Genomic DNA, 15,541 nt, shown 5'->3' on the forward strand with positions numbered 1-15,541 from the left:
CCTGCCGCGGCTCAGCGATCGCGGGCGCGCTTGACCAGGTACATCGCCTGGTCGGCGGCATGCAGCAGCGCCCCCACTTCCGCGCCGTCGGCCGGGTAGGTCGCCAGGCCGATGCTGGCGGCGATGGACAGGTTCACTTCGCCGCCATCGCCGGTGTAGGCCATCGGCGCCTGCAGGCAGAGCCGTACGTCCTCCAGCCGGCGCCTGGCCGCGTCCACGTCTTCCAGGTCTTCCAGCACCAGCGCGAACTCGTCGCCGCCCAGCCGCGCGACGGTATCGTTCTCGCGCAGCGAGCCGCGCAGCCGGCGCGCCAGCTCCACAAGCAGGGCGTCGCCCGCGGCGTGGCCCCAGGTATCGTTCACGCCCTTGAAGCCGTCCACATCGACGTAGACCAGCGCGAACATGCCCTCGTTGCGGACCGCGCGATGGTGCGCGCTCTCCAGGCGGTCCATGAACAGCGCGCGGTTGGGCAGGCCGGTCAGCATGTCGTGCATCGCCAGGTGGCGCATTTCCTGCTCCATCTGCCGGCGCTGCTCGACCTCGAGCTCCAGCTGGCGGTTGCGCTCGGACAGTTCACGCAGCGCGTCGCGCAGGGCGACCCGGTGCCGATACAGCTCCAGGAACACCTGCACCTTGGACAGCAGGATGGTCGCGTCCAGCGGCTTGGCCATGTAGTCCACCGCGCCGAAGCCATAGCCCTTGAGCCGGTGCACGTCGTCGGCGTAGGTGGCGGTGACGAAGATGATCGGCGTCTGCCGCGTGCTTTCCTCCTGCGACAGGATTTCCGCGACTTCGAAGCCGTTGATGTCGGGCATGTACACATCCAGCAGGACCAACGCGAACTCCGAGTCCAGCGTGGCCTTGAGCGCGTCGTTGCCCGACGCGGCCTCGACCACCTCGACGTCGAGCCTGGCCAGCACACGGCGGATCACCAGCAGGTTGGCGGGATTGTCGTCGACCGCCAGGATTTTCGGGCGCTGCGGGGCAACCGGCTTGGTCATGGGCATAGGGTTTCCAGCAAGGGAGGGATGTCGGCCAGCGGCAGGCAATGGTCGGCGCCGGCCAGTTCAAGCGCGGCTGCGGGCATGGTCGCCACGTGCGCGGTACGCGGATCTTCCACGATCACGCGGCCACCCAGTCCGCGCACCCGCCGGCAGCCGTGCGCGCCATCGGCATTGGCGCCGGTGAGCAGCACCGCGAGCAGGTTCTCGCGCCAGGCCTCGGCCGCCGACTCGAACAGCACGTCGATCGAGGGACGCGAGAATGCCACGCGCGGATCGACGCTCAGCGCGAAGCGGCCGTCACGCTCCACCAGCAGGTGGTAGCCAGACGGCGCCACGTACACCTGCCCCGGCTGCGGCAGCTGCCGTTCCTCGGCCTCGCGCACCGGCAGGCCGCTGCGTCCGGCCAGCAGTTCGCAGAACAGCCGCATGTCCTCCGAACCGCTGTGACAGACCAGCACCATGGGCACCGGCAGCGGCCGCGTCAGCCCGCCGAGCAGCAGATGCAGCGCCGCCAGGCCGCCGGCCGAACAACCGACCACGACCGCCAGCGGCGGCGCACTCACGGCAGCGCTCCCGAACTGCGATACAGACGCAGCTCGGCGTCGAGCGGCACGAAGCCGCGCGCGCTCGGCGCGAAGCGGATCGACTCGCGGTTGCCCAGGCACAGGAAGCCACCGCGCGACAGGCTGTCGCGGAACAGGCCGAGCACGCGGTCCTGCAGCGCGTCGGAGAAATAGATCAGCACGTTGCGGCACAGGATCAGCTGCGCCTCGCAGAACACCCCGTCGCAGACCAGGTTGTGGTTGGCGAAGGTCACCCGCTCCTTCAGCCGCTCATCGAGCTTCATGAAGTCGTAGCGGGCGTGGTAGTAGTCCGACAGCGTGTGGCGGCCGCCGGCGGCCAGGTAGTTTTCCGAGTACAGGCGCGCCTCGCGGATCGGGAAGATGCCTTCCTGCGCACGCGCCAGCGCCTCGTCGCTGAAGTCGGTGGCGTAGATCTGGCAGCGCTCGTACAGGCCGGCTTCCTTGAGCAGGATCGCCAGCGAGTACACCTCCTGTCCGTGCGCGCAGCCGGCCTGCCAGATGTTGATGTGCGGGTAGGAGGCCAGCACCGGGAATATTTCGTCGCGCAGCTTGCGGAACACCGCAGGGTTGCGGAACATCTCCGACACCGGCACCGACAGCCGCGCGATCACCTGCGGCACCATCGCGTCGTCGCGCAGCATGCGCGCGGTCAGGTCGCCGACGTGCGCCACATCCATGGCCTGCACCAGCTGCAGCACGCGCCGCTTCAGCGAGGACGGCGCATAACCGCTGAAATCGTAGCCGTGGCGCCGCGCCATCGCCTGGACGAAGGCATCCACCTCGATGTCGTCGATGTCCTCGCGGCCAGTGCCGGGTCCTATTTCTGCAGCCATACGCGGATCATCGACAACAGCTTGTCCAGGTCCACCGGCTTGGTCAGGTAGTCGTTGGCGCCGGCCTCCAGGCATTTGTCGCGGTCGCCGTGCATGGCCTTGGCGGTCACCGCGATGATCGGCAGTTCCGCCCATTGCGGCTGGCGGCGGATCTCGCGGGTGGTTTCGTAGCCGTCCATGCCGGGCATCATGATGTCCATCAGCACCAGTTCGATGTCGCCGTTCTCCTGCAGCTGCTGCAGCGCCTTGTATCCGTCCTGCGCCAGGACCACGTTCATGCCGCGCGCGCGCAGCGACTTGGACAGCGCGAACAGGTTGCGCATGTCGTCGTCGACCAGCAGCAGCTTGCGCCCGGCCAGCTGGGTGTCGTCCGACGGCACGGCGTTGGCGCCGCGCGAACCGATGCTGTGCAGGAACAGGCTGACCTCGTCGAGCAGGCGCTCGGGCGAACGCTTGCCCTTGATCACGATGCTGTCGGTGTACTGGCGCAGCTTCAGGCTTTCCTCGCGGCTGAGCTCCTGCGCCGAATAGATCACCACCGGCGGCACCGCCACCAGGTTGACCGCGCGCTCCAGGAACTCGATACCGGAAATACCGCCCAGGTTCAGGTCGAGCACGATGCAGTCGTAGCTGTGTGTGGCGATGCGCTGCAGGGCTTCCTCGCCGGAGGCGACCTGGTCGATCTCGACGTTGTCGGCCTGCAGCAGCCGGGTCAGGGCCAGGCGCGAATCGTCGTCGTCGTCGACCAGCAGCAGCTTGCGCACGATCTTGCCGGCGACTTCCAGCAGGTGGTCGAACGCGGCGATCAGCGCCTTGCGGTCCACCGGCTTGGTCAGGTAGCCGACCGCGCCCAGCGCCACGCCTTTGGCCGCTTCGTCCACCGCGGAGATGAAGTGCACCGGGATCGCCGCGGTCACCGGGTCGTGCTTGAGGTGCTGCATCACCGACCAGCCGTCCATGCCCGGCAGCATCACGTCGAGCAGGATGCCGGTGGGACGGTAGCGGCGCGCCAGCTCCAGGCCGCTCTCGCCGTCGGCTGCCGCCAGCGCGCGGTGGCCCTTGCGGCGGATCAGGTCGACCAGGATGCGCGCGAACGCGGGATCGTCCTCGATGGTGAGGATGACCGTGTCGCCGGCGGCGATGGCGTGGCGGTCATCGGGTATCCAGTCGATCAGCGGCGCGGTGACCGTGCGTGCCGGCGGCGCCTGCAGCGCCCGTTCCGCCTGCGCCGCAGCCTGGCCGCCACCGCTTGCCGGCAATGGCAGCAACGGCAGCACCAGCGCGAACATGCTGCCCTTGCCCGGTTCGCTGTCCACCACCAGGTGGCCGTCCAGCAACTGCGCCAGGCGGCGCGCGATGGCCAGGCCCAGCCCGCTGCCGCCGTAATGGCGGCTGGTGCTGGAATCGACCTGTTCGAATGCCTCGAAGATGGAGTCCAGGCGTTCGGCGGGAATGCCGATGCCGGTGTCCAGCACCGCCAGCGCCACGTGCGCACGGCCGGCGGAAGCACCGACGCGGGCCAGCAGCGCCTCGTCGGCCATGGACAGGCGCAGGGTGACCTTGCCTTCACGGGTGAACTTGAACGCATTGCCGAGCAGATTATTGAGGATCTGCTGCAGCTTGGAGCGGTCGGTCACCAGCGCTTCGGGCACCTGCGGATCGACGTCGATGGCGAATTCGAGCCGGCTTTCCATCGCCATGTGGCGGAAGTGGCGCGTCACTTCGCGGGCGATGGCGTCCACGCGCACTTCCTCGCGGTGCACGTCCATCTTGCCGGCCTCGATCTTGGACAGGTCGAGGATGTCGTTGATCAGGCGCAGCAGGTTGGAGCCGGAGTCGTGGATCACCGCCGCCGCTTCCACCTCCTCGGCGTCGAGGTGGCCGCTCTCGTTCTCGGCCAGCTCCTTGGACAGGATCAGCAGGCTGTTGAGCGGCGTGCGCAGCTCGTGCGACATGTTGGCCAGGAAATCAGTCTTGTACTGGCTGGCGCGCGCCAGTTCCTGCGCCTTGAACTCTGTCTCGCGCTGCAGCACCTGCAGCACGTCCTTCTGCTCGTTGAGCACTTCGGTCTTCTGCCGCAGTTCCTCGTTGGAGGCCTGCAGTTCCTCGGCCTGCACGCGCAGTTCTTCTTCCGAGGCGGACAGGCGCTGCGCCTGCTCCTCCAGTTCGACCGTCTTGCCCTGCAGTTCCTCGTTGGTGGCGCGCAGCTCTTCTTCCTGCGCCTGCAGCGCCACCTGCGAGCGCTGCAGCTCCTCGGCCTGGGCGCGGGTGCGCTCCAGCAACAGCTGCGTCTCCTCGGCACGGCGGATGTTGTCCAGGCCCAGCGCCACGGTCGGCAGCGCGGCGTCGATGAAGGCTTCCTGGCTCGGGGTGAAATGCTGGAACGTGCCGAACTCGAACACGCCCAGCAGGCGGTCCTTGAGCAGCAGCGGCACCGCGACCAGGTGCCGCGGCTGCGCCTCGCCCAGCGCCGAGTGAATACCGAAGAACTCGTCCGGCACCTGCTGCACGGCGATGCGCTTGCGTTCCAGCGCCGCCTGCCCGATCAGTCCGTCGCCCAGGCCGTAGCGCAGGCCCAGGTGCTTGCGCCGCTGGAACCCGTAGCTGCCATGCAGGCGCAGCTCCCCGGCGTCCTCGTCCCACAGGAACAGCACGCCGATGCCGGCGCCGATGCGTGGCGCGATCTCCGATACCAGCGCCTGCGCGTAGTCGCCGGCATTCTGTGCCGGCTGCAGCGCGGCACCGACCTCGCCGACGCTGAGCTTGACCCAGTTGGCGTCGCGCGAGGCCAGCGAATTGCGGCGGAACACCTCCAGCGCGCGGGCGATGGCGCCGATCTCGTCGCCGCGCCGCAAGCCGTTGATGTCCACCTCGAGATCGCCGTCGGCCAGGCGGGTCATCTTGGCGGTGAGGCGGTTGATCGGCGACACCACCAGTCGCGAGAGCATCCACAGCGCGCCGACGATGATCAGCAGCCCGACCACCAGCAGGACCAGCGAGATGCCATGCGCGCGGGCGATCCATTCGCTCATCGCGCCGCGCTCGCCAAGCAGCGTGTTGACCTCGATGTCGTAGATCTCGGACAGCGTTGCCGCCAGCGCATCGCCCTGGCCGGTGCTGACCCGGTGGAACTGCTGCCGCGCGGCCAACAGGTTGCCGGTAACGTCCTGCGACGCCGCACCCGGCGCCAGGCCGGCCTGCACCTGCGCGTCCCAGTTGGCGGCCTGCACCGTGGCGCGGCGGATGCGCTCGTTCTGGATGCCGCTGCCCGCCTTCAGTGCCGCGGCCAGCGCTTCGTCGCGGCGTCCGCGCTGCTCGCGCAGGGTCTGCAGGGCCTGTTCGCCTTCGCCGAGCAGGTAGTCGCGGATCGCCAACTGCTGCAGGCGCACCGCCTGGATGGCTTCCTCGACGTGGCGGACCACCTCGATCTGCCGGCCCTCGCGCCGACGCGCGGCGTCGTCCTGCCCGGAGGTGCGGTAACTGACCACGCTGGTGGCCAGGAAACACAGGAACACCAGCCCGAATGCCGCCAGCATCTTGCTCAGCAAGGGCACATTGTTGATCCAGCTTTCCTTCCTGTCGCTCACGCGGCTCCCCCCGGTGCAGCCTGGCCACCGCCCCCGGTGGCGTTTCGAATTTCAATGGACGTCAAAGATACCGGCTCATGATGCCGGTCAGGACGTGACGTTCCTTTCACGATCGCGCGGCGACAGCCAGCGCGCGGCGTGGATGCCCAGCTCATAGAGCACGCACATCGGGATGGCCAGCATCAGCTGCGAGACCACGTCCGGCGGGGTCAGCACCGCCGCCAGCACGAAGATGCCGACGATGGCGTAGCCGCGCCCTTCGCGCAGCTGCTGCGGCGTGACCCAGCCCAGCAGCACCAGGATCACCATCGCCACCGGCAGCTCGAAGCTGGCGCCGAAGGCGAAGAAGATCGCCAGCACGAAATCCAGGTAGGCGCTGGCGTCGGGGGTGATGGCGATCACCTCCGGACGGAAGGTGGTCAGGAAGTGGAACACCGCCGGCAGCACCAGGAAATAGGCGAACGCGCAGCCGATGTAGAACAGCGCCACGGCCGAGCCGAGCAGCGGCAGCGCCAGCCGCTTCTCGCGCGCGTACAGGCCCGGCGCCACGAACGCCCACGCCTGGTACAGCAGCCACGGCACGGCGATGAACACGGCGGTGAAGAAAGTCAGCTTGAGCGGCGCGAAGAACGCCCCGGCCGGATTGGTGGCGATCATCGACTGCCCGGCGGGCAGCTGCGAGATCAGCGGCGTCGCCAGGTGGCTGTACAGCGTGCGCGAGAACGGTAGCAGCGCCAGCAGCACCACGCCCAGCCCGAGCAGGCCGCGCACCAACCGCGCGCGCAGTTCGACCAGGTGCTCGATCAGCGGGCTCTCGGAGAATTCGTCGCTCATGGCGCGCGCTCCGGCTGTTCCGGCGATTGCGCCGTTTCCGTCATTTCCGGTGCGGGCGCCTCGGCGGCGGGTGCCGGCAGGGCATCGGCCTGGACATCCCCGGCGACATCAGGGACATCGGCGGCGGGCGGCGCGGCCGCGGCGGGCGCATCGACCTCGCGGCGCAGCGCGTCGACTTCGCCATGCAGCTGGGTCGCGCCTTCCTGCAGCCCGCGCTCGGCCTGCTGCACCGACTCGCGCACGCTGCGCAGGTTGCGCTGGAGCTCCTCGGCCTGCAGCTCGCGCTCCAGTTCCTGCTTGACCGAATCCCACTGGTTGCGCGCACGGCGCACCCACAGCCCGGCAAAACGCGCCGCCTTGGGCAACCGTTCCGGGCCCAGCACCACCAGCGCCACCACCGCGATCAGCAGCAGTTCGCTGAAGCCGATATCGAACACGCCTGGAACCTTCGGTTCAGCGCGTCTCGCGGTCGCGCTCGGCCTGCGTGTCGCGGCTGGATTCGCGTCCGCGCGACTCGTCGTTCAGGCGCGCCGGCGGCGAATCTTCCTCGCGCATGCCCTTCTTGAATTCCTTGACCGCGCTGCCCAGATCCTTGGCGCCGCTCGTCAGCCGCTTGGTGCCGAACACCAGCACGACGATGACCAGCACGATCAACCAATGCCAGATGCTGAAACTGCCCATGATCCGCTCGCGTTATTCGGTGTGGAGGCCGGTGAGCATAACGCACCCGGCCCCACCGGACGCCCCTGCCGAAGGTCAGTTGCCGCCGTCCAGCGACTCGGTGCGGATCTCGCCTTCGGACACCGGCTGGAAACCCTGCTGCGGCGCGGGCTCGGCGGTGGCCGGCTGCAGCGGCTGGGTGGTGGCCTCGCTGCCCTGCTGCGGCGCGTTGCCCGACACGGCGACCGGCTGCGCGCGCGGCGCCGAGGAGGCCACCGGCGCGGCGGTGCCCTGGGTGCCGCGCTTCTCGCGCGCGGCATAGGTGGATTCCTCCAGGCGATCGCGGAACGCGACCACGTCGCTGGAAGGCGCCGCATTCAGGCGGCCCTCCAGGATCATGCGCGGCGTGGTGCCCTGGCCGTAGGCGTCGAGATTGGCGGCATCGTCGATGGACAGCACCGCGCCGTCCAGCGCCACGCCGGCGAACAGGCCGCGCGCGCGCGACCACGACCAGATCTCGGCCTTGAGCTGGCCGTCGGTGGCGGCGGCGGCGCTGCGCCCTACCGGGCCGGCGGCCACGCCGGCGTCGGCGCCCAGGGTGAACTTGCCGTTGACGATGTTGTCCAGGCTGCGGTTGTTGCGGAACACCAGGATCACGTCGGAGGACTGCACGCCGGCCTGGAAGCCGATGCTGCCACCGGTGAGCTTGACGAACACCGGGTTGGACCAGCTGCCATCCGCGGTCTTGACCGACATCAGGCCATGGCCGCGGCGGCCGCCGATCACCAGCCCGGCCTTGATCGTGTCGGGGATGACGATGATCGCGCGGCCCTCGTCGAGCAGCTTGTCGGGGATGGCCTGTTCGGGAATTTCCTGGATTTCGCTCAGCACGCGCACGGCATTGCGGGCGCGCTGGTCCTCCTGCGGCCCGGCCACGGCAGTGGCGGACAACAGGCTGGCGGACAGCAGCAGGGCGAGATACGGCAGGCGGCGCATGGCGGACTCCACAGGTCGATGCACGGAAAGATACGGCAAGGTGTCGAGATTGGAAGCGGGGCGATGAATGGGCGAGGAACGAGTGGGGAGGAACGAGAAACGAGAGGGAGGCGAAAGCAACGGCAGAAGCCGCATTCCTGGCAGAGGCCGTCATCCCCGCCCGGGCGGGGATCGCTCTACTTCAGGAGTGGGCGAAGGGAGTGAGGCGTAAGAAAAAGCAGGGACAGGAGCGCCTGCGCGGGGAGTGACGACTCTATACTTTTGGCGGGGATGACAGCCTTGGCTTTGGGCTTTGCCGTTGCTTCTCTCTCACTCCTCACTCCTGCCTCCCCACTCCCCTTCACTCACTCCGCCCTCTCGTTCCTCCCCACTCGTTCCCGGCTTTCAGCCACAATGCGCGCATGTCCGACGCACCCACCACCGCACTGCTCGCGGTCAACCTAGGCACGCCCGAGACACCCACCGCCCCGGCGGTACGCCGCTATCTGGCCGAGTTCCTCGGCGACCCGCGCGTGGTCTCGATTCCCCCGCTGTTGTGGAAGCCGCTGCTTTACGGGCTGATCCTGCCGCTGCGCGGCGGCCGCTCGGCGCACAAGTACGCGCAGGTCTGGCTGCCGGAGGGCTCGCCGCTGGCGGTGTACACCCGCCGCCTGGCCGCGAACCTGGCCGTCGAGCTGCCGCACTGGCGGGTGCGCGAGGCCATGCGCTACGGCCAGCCGGCGCTGCTGCCGGCGCTGGACGCGCTGGCCGCGGCCGGCGCCGCGCGCATCGTGGTGCTGCCGCTGTACCCGCAGTATTCGACCACCACCACCGCCTCGGTCGAGGACCAGGTGCGGCAGTGGCAGGCGCGCCACCGCGGCGTGGACGTGCGCCTGGTCCGCGATTACGCCGACGACCCGCGGTGGGTGGCGGCAGTGGCCGATTCGATCCGCGACTACTGGCAGCGGCACGGCCGCGGCGACCGGCTGGTGTTCTCCTTCCACGGCATCCCACAGCGGGTGGCCGACGCCGGCGATCCGTACCCGCAGCGCTGCGAGGCCAGCGCGCGCGCGATCGCCGCCGCGCTCGAACTGGACGACGGCGACTGGCAGCTGGCCTACCAGTCGCGCTTCGGCCGCGAGCGCTGGCTGCAGCCCTATGCCGAGCCCACGCTGTGGGCGCTGGCCGAAGGCGGAGCGAAGACGCTCGACGTGGTCTGCCCCGGTTTCGCCACCGACTGCCTGGAAACGCTGGAGGAAGTGGCGATGGGTTTCACCGCCACCGTCGCCGAACGCGGCGCCGCCATGCGCTACATCCCCTGCCTGAACGACACGCCGGCCCACGCCCGCGCGCTGGCGGCGCTGGCGACCGCGCAGGCGGCATGACCACATCCTTCGAACTGGACGCCGGCGGGCTGCGGGTCGCCGGGCTGCGCACCGGCACCCGCGGGGGAATGCCGGTGCTGGCCCTGCATGGCTGGCTCGACAACGCCGCCAGCTTCATCCCGCTGGCGGCCCGGCTGCCGGAACTGGACTGGGCGATGGTCGACCTGCCCGGCCATGGCCTGAGCGACCACCTGCCCGCCGATGCGGCCTACACCACGCCGCAGGCGATCGTGCAGGTGCTGGCGATCATGGATGCGCTGGGCTGGGAGCGCTGCGTGCTGCTGGGCCATTCGATGGGCGCGGCCATCGCCAGCCTGGTGGCGGCGGTGGCGCCGCAGCGGGCACGCGCGCTGGTCGCCATCGAGGCGCTCGGCGGACTTGCCGCCCCGGCCGGGGAAACCGTCGCCCGGCTGCGCGCGCACGTGGCGGCGCTGGCCGCGTTCAGCGACAAGCAGCTGCGCGTGTTCGCCGACCTCGCCGCGCCGGTACGCGCGCGCATGCTGGCCAACCAACTGGGCGAGGATTCGGCGCGGCTGCTGGTCGAGCGCGGCGTGCGGGCCGTCGCCGGCGGCTGGAGCTGGCGCAGCGATCCACGGTTGATGCTGCCCACGGCGGTACGCATGACCGAGGAGCAGGTGCGCGACGTGCTGGCCGCCATCCCGTGCCCGGCACAGGTGATCTACGCCACGCCGGCGCAGGCGTATTTCCCGGAACCGGAACGCAGCGAACGCGCGGCGCTGCTGACGCAGGGCCGCCTTCACATCCTGCCCGGCCACCATCACCTGCACATGGACCAGCCCGAAGCAGTGGCGGCGGTGGTCCGCGACTTCATCCGCGGCCTTTAGCACTGGGCAGGCATCCACGTAACGCCACTTTTGCAGGAGCGGCTTCAGCCGCGATGGGGCTTCCCCGGGAAGGCTTCATCGCGGCTGAAGCCGCTCCTACCGCTTGCGAACGAGTTGCCGCAGGGCCGCCTCACCGGCCATCCTCCGCGAGCGCGCAACGCTGCCGCGCCATGGCTGCCCTGTACGTGGACCAGCCCGATGCGGTGGCGGCGGTGATCCGCAGCTTACGCCCTCTCCGTGCAGCACAGGGCAGCACCACGTCGATGCCACTCTTTTGTGTAGGAGCGGCTTCAGCCGCGATGGGACTTTGCCGGTAGCGCCCCATCGCGGCTGAAGCCGCTCCTACGGGTTGGCGAACAGTTGCCGCATGGTCGCCTTGAGCCGGCGCCCTTCCTCGCGCAGGTAGTCGCGCTCCTGCCGCCAGTGCGGGAAGCGCGCCTCCACCTCGGCCCAGAAGGCCGGCGAATGATTGGCCTGCATCAGGTGGCACAGCTCATGGACCAGCACGTATTCGCAGGCCGAGGGACGCGCCAATGCCAGCGCCAGGTCCAGTGCCAGCGAGCCGTCCGGCGCCAGCGAGCCCCACTGCGAGGACATCACCTTCAGCCGCAGCCGCGCCGGCGCGCGCGGCAGCCCCGGCAGGTAGGCCGGCAGCCAGCGCCCGACATCGGCGCGCATCTGCGCTTCATAGAACTCGCGCAGCACGCGACGCAGCGATGCCTCGCCGGCCCGTGCCGGCAACTGGATGCAGGCGCCCGCGGCATCCACCTCGATCCGGGTGAAACGGCCGTCCTGCCAGCGTACCGGCAGCAGCGCGCCACGCAGCGGCAGGGCACCGGGTTCGCGCAGCGCCAGCGGCGGCGCCAGCAGCCCGTCGCCGTCCAGGCGCGCCAGCTGCTGCTGCAGCCACTGCCGGTTCTCGTGCAGGAAACGTTCTCCGGACACCAGGCTGGCCCGCATCGGCATCGTCAGCCGCGCGCCGCGCTCGTCCACGCTGAGCTTGATCCGGCGCGCACGCGGGTCGCGCACGCGCAGCACGTCGATCTCGGCATCGTCCAGGCGCAGCCGCACGGTGTCGCGCTGGATGCTTGGCGCGGCGGGGGCGATCAGGCGGCGGAACAGGTTGGCCATGCGCCCAGCATAGTCCCTGCCCGTTCGCCGGGCAGGTCGGTGGATGGCCTGTTCAGCTGTCGGCCTTGCTCAGCTTGAACGCCTGCTCCAGCAGCAGGAACAGGCGTCGGATCTCGCCGCTCTGCAGGGCGAAACGCGCATCGAGTTCGGCTCGGCGGCCTTCCTCGTCGATGTGCTCGAGCTGGTCCAGCGCGCCGTCGAGGAACTTTAGCTTGCGCACGATCAGGTCGTCGCCGAGCACGAAGGACAGATTGTCCTCGAACACCAGCGCCAGCTTGGTGACCTGCTTGCCGGCGTCCAGGTGCTTGTCGATCTCGTCGCAGCGCAGTTCCTGGTGCTGGCACTTGACCACCGCGCCGCCCTCGACCGGGTCCTTCATCTCGCACTCTTCGCCCAGGCTCAGGCCTTCGGGCAGCGGCTCGCCGGCGATCCAGGCGGTCAGGATCGCGCGCGGCGCCACTTCGGCGTTCAGCGGCATCGCCGGGAAGCTGCCGAGCATGCCGCGGATGTCGCTCATCACGTTCTCGCCGGTCTTGCGGCTGGAACTGTCCACCGCGACGTAACCGTGCTGCAGGTCGAGGAAGGCGTCGGTGCGCGAGCTCTTGACGAAGGCGCGCGGCAGCAGCTCGTGCAGCAGGTCGTCCTTCAGCCGCTTGCGCTCGCGGCCGCCGGGCTTGCGGCCTTCCTTCTCCTCGATTTCCTCCAGCTTGCGCGCCAGCAGGTCGTTGACCACCGCGCCGGGCAGGATCTTTTCCTCGCCGCCGACGGTGAGCCACAGCGCATCGCCGATGCGGTGCGAAAACTGCTCCTTCTCCTCGCGCCCGAACGGCGAGATGAAGCCGCGCGAGCTCATTTCCAGCGCGCCGACCGGCTTGAGCGCGACGTGCGGCAGCAGGGTATCGACCTCGGAGAAGTCGACGGAGGTGGGAAAGCGGAACAGGGTGAGATTCTTGAAGAACATCGGGGATCCGGGAACTGGGAAAGGGGATGCGGGTTTTTCCCTTCTCCCGCCGGGAGAAGGTGCCCGAAGGGCGGATGAGGGGCGGACGAAGCCATGGATGCCGGAGGCATCAGGACGCCATCGTCCTCACCCCAACCGCTCTCCCGATGGGAGAGGGGCTTCTGGTTCTTCCTGTTTTTCGCCGCCGGCGAGCCAGGCATGCGCGTCCGGCAGCGGCGCGTCGTCGCGGCGGCCGAGCGCCAGGAAGTCGAACAGGTTCGGGTCGGCCATCTGCGAGGGGCGGATGTCGCCCATGGCGCGCGAGATCTGCTCGATGCGGCCGGGGTGCTCCTTTTCCCACTGCTTCATCATCAGCCCGACCTGCTTGCGCTGCAGGTTTTCCTGGCTGCCGCACAGGTTGCACGGGATGATCGGGAACTGGCGCGCCGCCGCGTAGTCGATGATGTCGCTCTCGCGCACGTAGGCCAGCGGACGGATCACCACGTGCCTGCCGTCATCGCTGCGCAGCTTCGGCGGCATGCCGGAGATCTTGGCGTGGTGGAACAGGTTCATGAAGAACGTGGCCACCATGTCGTCGCGGTGGTGCCCCAGCGCGATCTTGGTGAAGCCGTTGGCCTCGGCATAGCTGTACAGCGAACCGCGGCGCATGCGCGAGCACAGCGAACACATGGTCTTGCCTTCCGGGATCACCCGGCTGACCACCGAATAGGTGTCCTGCTCGATGACGTGGTACGGCACGCCGATGCCGGCCAGGTATTCCGGCAGCACGTGCTCGGGGAAACCCGGCTGCTTCTGGTCCAGGTTCACCGCCACCAGCTCGAACGGCACCGGCGCCTTCTTCTGCAGCTGCAGCAGGATGTCCAGCAGGGTGTAGCTGTCCTTGCCGCCGGACAGGCAGACCATGACCTTGTCGCCGGCCTCGATCATGCCGAAGTCGGCGATGGCCTGGCCGACCTGGCGGCGCAGGCGCTTGGCGAGTTTGTGGTGTTCGCGTTCGGCCACGCGCGGATCGCGGGCGCGCGGCGCGGGATCGGGAAGGGGAATGACGGCACTCATCGCACGCATTCTACCGGCTTGGCGGCGCTCCCTCGCGACCGCCGCGACAGCCTGTATGCTCGATGGCCATGGAGACCATGACGCCCGCCGAGATCAGCCAGCGCACCGCCGAACTGCGGGCCGAGCACCGCAGCCTGGACGAGCGCATCGCCAAGCTGGCGGCCAACCCGGACGACGACCTGGAAGCCAAGCGCCTGAAGCGGCGCAAGCTGCAGCTCAAGGACTGCATCGCCCGCCTGGAAAGCATGCTGATTCCGGACGAGCCGGCCTGAGCCGGCGCCGTTGCGGCGCACCTACGACTCATCCAGTGCGGGCCACACCTGAACGCCCCTGATCATCCGCCGCAGGTGCCAGCCACCGCCGCCACCAGCCGCACCAGGCTCGCCTGCCCGCGTTCGCCGGTCTTGTCGTAGATCATTTTCAGCCGGCCGTGCGCCGTTCCCGGCGTGATGCCGCACTCCCTGGCCGCCATCGCGGCATCGGCGGTGCGGTAGAGCGACATCGCCAGGCGCGCCTCGGCCTCGGTCAGATTGAACAGTGCCTGCAAGGCCGACTTCAGCGAGGGAGGCGCCCGCCTGACCTCGCGCACGAATACCAGCAGGGCCCCCTGCTCGCGCGGCGACCACTCCACCAGGCGGTGGGCAGTCAGCGCCAGCGCGGGATGCTCACCGGCGTCGCGCAGGACCAGCCGCTCCACGTCCCCGCCCGGCAATCGGCTGGCGCCGCGCAGCGCCCGCTGCAGCAGGCCATGCAGCTCAAGCCCGGGTGCGCCCCTGGCCGCCAGCACGCCCGCCTCGCGCCTCAGCAGGCCACCCTGCAGCAGCGCCTCGCCCGCGGCGTTGCCGCGCACGATGCGCAGATCCTCGCCCAGCACGAACATCGCCACCGGCGAGAACGCCAGGGCCTGCTCGAGCGTCTCCACCTGCCGCTCCAGCCCGTGCATGCGCCGCAGCATCGCGTAGGCATTGATCCAGTGCGGGGTCAGCGCCCGCAGCAGGCCGAGCTCGGCCTCGCCGTATTTCCGTTTCTGGTCGCCGTGGCACAGCGACAGCGTTACCGAACTTGCGCCATCGAACAGCCCCACCGACGCCACCTGCTGCACGATGCCGAGCCTGCGGTAGTAGGCATTGTAGAAATCGCTGCGCTGGAACTCGGTGCGGGTCATGAAATCCTCGCTGTCGAGCACCTTGCCGGTATCCAGCTGCGGCGTTACACGCCGCATCATCGGATCGTCGTTCAGATCCAGATCGGGCAGCAGCGCATCCATCAATGCGATATCGACGCCATGGATGCAGCTGATGCCCGCGCGACCAGCGGCGACGTCGTGGATCAGCACGCCGGTGATGTGGCTGTCGGTCGCCTCCGCCAACCGCTGGTTGAAAGTATCCAGCGCGGAGAAATCCAGCACCGAGGCATACAGCGGCTCCAGCAGCTCGCTCAGCACGCGCCTGTCAAACATGCGGCGCCTCCCCGGCATGTCCGGCCGTGGGCGGCGTCATCTGTGATCGCGGGTACGTCATTCCCCCCCCGTGCTACCGCCGCCAACTGACACCCCCTATCCAAGGCATTCCCCCTGTTGTCAAGCCCCGACTGGGAGTGTCTTTGGGTTTTGTGGGTGCGGTCAACTGTGGAGGACAGCGCGCCGGTAACGAGCCATGGGGCAGCCAGGGCTACCCAGCGCTATGA

15 protein-coding genes are annotated in these 15,541 nt (G+C 69.1%); 3 read left to right on the top strand and 12 right to left on the bottom strand.

The annotated features are described in order from the left end of the window. Positions 1–11 precede the first annotated feature (11 nt). The 8 genes from ABTV91_RS02175 to ABTV91_RS02210 all read right to left on the bottom strand — a co-directional run bounded on the left by ABTV91_RS02175 (position 12) and on the right by ABTV91_RS02210 (position 8,498). The gene (locus ABTV91_RS02175) at positions 12–1,001 is read right to left on the bottom strand and encodes a diguanylate cyclase domain-containing protein (RefSeq protein ID WP_433853008.1); all 990 of its coding nucleotides are present in this window, start codon (positions 999–1,001) and stop codon (positions 12–14) included. After that, a complete protein-coding gene (locus tag ABTV91_RS02180; protein WP_433853009.1) occupies positions 998–1,567 on the bottom strand; it encodes a chemotaxis protein CheB in 570 nt (189 codons plus the stop codon). The genes ABTV91_RS02175 and ABTV91_RS02180 overlap by 4 nt, the downstream gene beginning before the upstream one ends. Continuing rightward, the gene (locus ABTV91_RS02185; protein ID WP_433853010.1) at positions 1,564–2,421 is read right to left on the bottom strand and encodes a CheR family methyltransferase; all 858 of its coding nucleotides are present in this window, start codon (positions 2,419–2,421) and stop codon (positions 1,564–1,566) included. Before ABTV91_RS02185 ends, ABTV91_RS02180 begins: the two co-directional genes overlap by 4 nt. Further along, a complete protein-coding gene (locus tag ABTV91_RS02190) occupies positions 2,406–6,008 on the bottom strand; it encodes a response regulator (RefSeq protein WP_433853011.1) in 3,603 nt (1,200 codons plus the stop codon). Before ABTV91_RS02190 ends, ABTV91_RS02185 begins: the two co-directional genes overlap by 16 nt. An 87-nt stretch (positions 6,009–6,095) precedes the next feature. Beyond that, a complete protein-coding gene (gene tatC, locus ABTV91_RS02195; RefSeq protein WP_433853012.1) occupies positions 6,096–6,842 on the bottom strand; it encodes a twin-arginine translocase subunit TatC in 747 nt (248 codons plus the stop codon). Then, positions 6,839–7,279, bottom strand: coding sequence for a Sec-independent protein translocase protein TatB (tatB, locus tag ABTV91_RS02200; RefSeq protein ID WP_433853013.1), 441 nt, complete (start codon positions 7,277–7,279; stop codon positions 6,839–6,841). The genes tatC and tatB overlap by 4 nt, the downstream gene beginning before the upstream one ends. 16 nt (positions 7,280–7,295) lie before the next feature. Further along, entirely contained in the window at positions 7,296–7,523 is a 228-nt protein-coding gene (tatA, locus tag ABTV91_RS02205) for a Sec-independent protein translocase subunit TatA (RefSeq protein WP_433853014.1), read from the bottom strand. Between the two features lie 75 nt (positions 7,524–7,598). Further along, entirely contained in the window at positions 7,599–8,498 is a 900-nt protein-coding gene (locus ABTV91_RS02210) for a lipid-binding SYLF domain-containing protein (RefSeq protein WP_433853015.1), read from the bottom strand. 401 nt (positions 8,499–8,899) lie between these two features. Here ABTV91_RS02210 and hemH point away from each other — a divergent pair, with 401 nt between their 5' ends. Both hemH and ABTV91_RS02220 read left to right on the top strand, forming a co-directional pair. Continuing rightward, positions 8,900–9,862, top strand: a complete 963-nt coding sequence (hemH, locus tag ABTV91_RS02215) for a ferrochelatase (protein ID WP_433853016.1) — start codon at positions 8,900–8,902, stop codon at positions 9,860–9,862. Then, positions 9,859–10,707 (top strand): alpha/beta fold hydrolase, encoded by an 849-nt coding sequence (locus ABTV91_RS02220; protein ID WP_433853017.1) that lies wholly within the window; start codon positions 9,859–9,861, stop codon positions 10,705–10,707. Before hemH ends, ABTV91_RS02220 begins: the two co-directional genes overlap by 4 nt. Before the next feature lie 342 nt (positions 10,708–11,049). On the opposite strand, the gene ABTV91_RS02225 is transcribed toward ABTV91_RS02220, so the two are convergent. The 3 genes from ABTV91_RS02225 to ttcA all read right to left on the bottom strand — a co-directional run bounded on the left by ABTV91_RS02225 (position 11,050) and on the right by ttcA (position 13,855). After that, positions 11,050–11,838 carry a M48 family metallopeptidase gene (locus ABTV91_RS02225; RefSeq protein WP_433853018.1) on the bottom strand — a complete coding sequence of 263 codons (789 nt, stop codon included), beginning with the start codon at positions 11,836–11,838 and terminating at the stop codon, positions 11,050–11,052. A gap of 52 nt (positions 11,839–11,890) precedes the next feature. Continuing rightward, positions 11,891–12,799: a recombination-associated protein RdgC gene (locus ABTV91_RS02230; RefSeq protein WP_433853019.1), complete on the bottom strand. Its 909-nt coding sequence runs from the start codon at positions 12,797–12,799 to the stop codon at positions 11,891–11,893. A gap of 126 nt (positions 12,800–12,925) precedes the next feature. Then, on the bottom strand, positions 12,926–13,855 hold the full coding sequence (ttcA, locus tag ABTV91_RS02235) for a tRNA 2-thiocytidine(32) synthetase TtcA (RefSeq protein ID WP_433853020.1): 930 nt from the start codon (positions 13,853–13,855) through the stop codon (positions 12,926–12,928). Positions 13,856–13,923: 68 nt separating this feature from the next. On the opposite strand from ttcA, the gene ABTV91_RS02240 reads away from it, so the two are divergent. Further along, entirely contained in the window at positions 13,924–14,127 is a 204-nt protein-coding gene (locus ABTV91_RS02240; RefSeq protein WP_433854099.1) for a YdcH family protein, read from the top strand. Between the two features lie 62 nt (positions 14,128–14,189). On the opposite strand, the gene ABTV91_RS02245 is transcribed toward ABTV91_RS02240, so the two are convergent. Continuing rightward, positions 14,190–15,314, bottom strand: coding sequence for a helix-turn-helix transcriptional regulator (locus tag ABTV91_RS02245; protein WP_433853021.1), 1,125 nt, complete (start codon positions 15,312–15,314; stop codon positions 14,190–14,192). Positions 15,315–15,541: the final 227 nt, after the last annotated feature.

This window comes from Stenotrophomonas nitritireducens (genome assembly GCF_050984405.1).
GTDB lineage: Bacteria > Pseudomonadota > Gammaproteobacteria > Xanthomonadales > Xanthomonadaceae > Stenotrophomonas > Stenotrophomonas nitritireducens_B.

Excerpts from the sequence above, each read along its gene's own strand:
- ABTV91_RS02175 (WP_433853008.1), bottom strand. The coding sequence starts at position 1,001 with ATGACCAAGCCGGTTGCCCCGCAGCGCCCGAAAATCCTGGCGGTCGAC.
- ABTV91_RS02185 (WP_433853010.1), bottom strand. The coding sequence starts at position 2,421 with ATGGCTGCAGAAATAGGACCCGGCACTGGCCGCGAGGACATCGACGAC.
- tatC (WP_433853012.1), bottom strand. The coding sequence starts at position 6,842 with ATGAGCGACGAATTCTCCGAGAGCCCGCTGATCGAGCACCTGGTCGAA.
- tatA (WP_433853014.1), bottom strand. The coding sequence starts at position 7,523 with ATGGGCAGTTTCAGCATCTGGCATTGGTTGATCGTGCTGGTCATCGTC.
- ABTV91_RS02210 (WP_433853015.1), bottom strand. The coding sequence starts at position 8,498 with ATGCGCCGCCTGCCGTATCTCGCCCTGCTGCTGTCCGCCAGCCTGTTG.
- hemH (WP_433853016.1), top strand. The coding sequence starts at position 8,900 with ATGTCCGACGCACCCACCACCGCACTGCTCGCGGTCAACCTAGGCACG.
- ABTV91_RS02220 (WP_433853017.1), top strand. The coding sequence starts at position 9,859 with ATGACCACATCCTTCGAACTGGACGCCGGCGGGCTGCGGGTCGCCGGG.
- ABTV91_RS02225 (WP_433853018.1), bottom strand. The coding sequence starts at position 11,838 with ATGGCCAACCTGTTCCGCCGCCTGATCGCCCCCGCCGCGCCAAGCATC.
- ABTV91_RS02230 (WP_433853019.1), bottom strand. The coding sequence starts at position 12,799 with ATGTTCTTCAAGAATCTCACCCTGTTCCGCTTTCCCACCTCCGTCGAC.
- ttcA (WP_433853020.1), bottom strand. The coding sequence starts at position 13,855 with ATGAGTGCCGTCATTCCCCTTCCCGATCCCGCGCCGCGCGCCCGCGAT.
- ABTV91_RS02240 (WP_433854099.1), top strand. The coding sequence starts at position 13,924 with ATGGAGACCATGACGCCCGCCGAGATCAGCCAGCGCACCGCCGAACTG.
- ABTV91_RS02245 (WP_433853021.1), bottom strand. The coding sequence starts at position 15,314 with ATGTTTGACAGGCGCGTGCTGAGCGAGCTGCTGGAGCCGCTGTATGCC.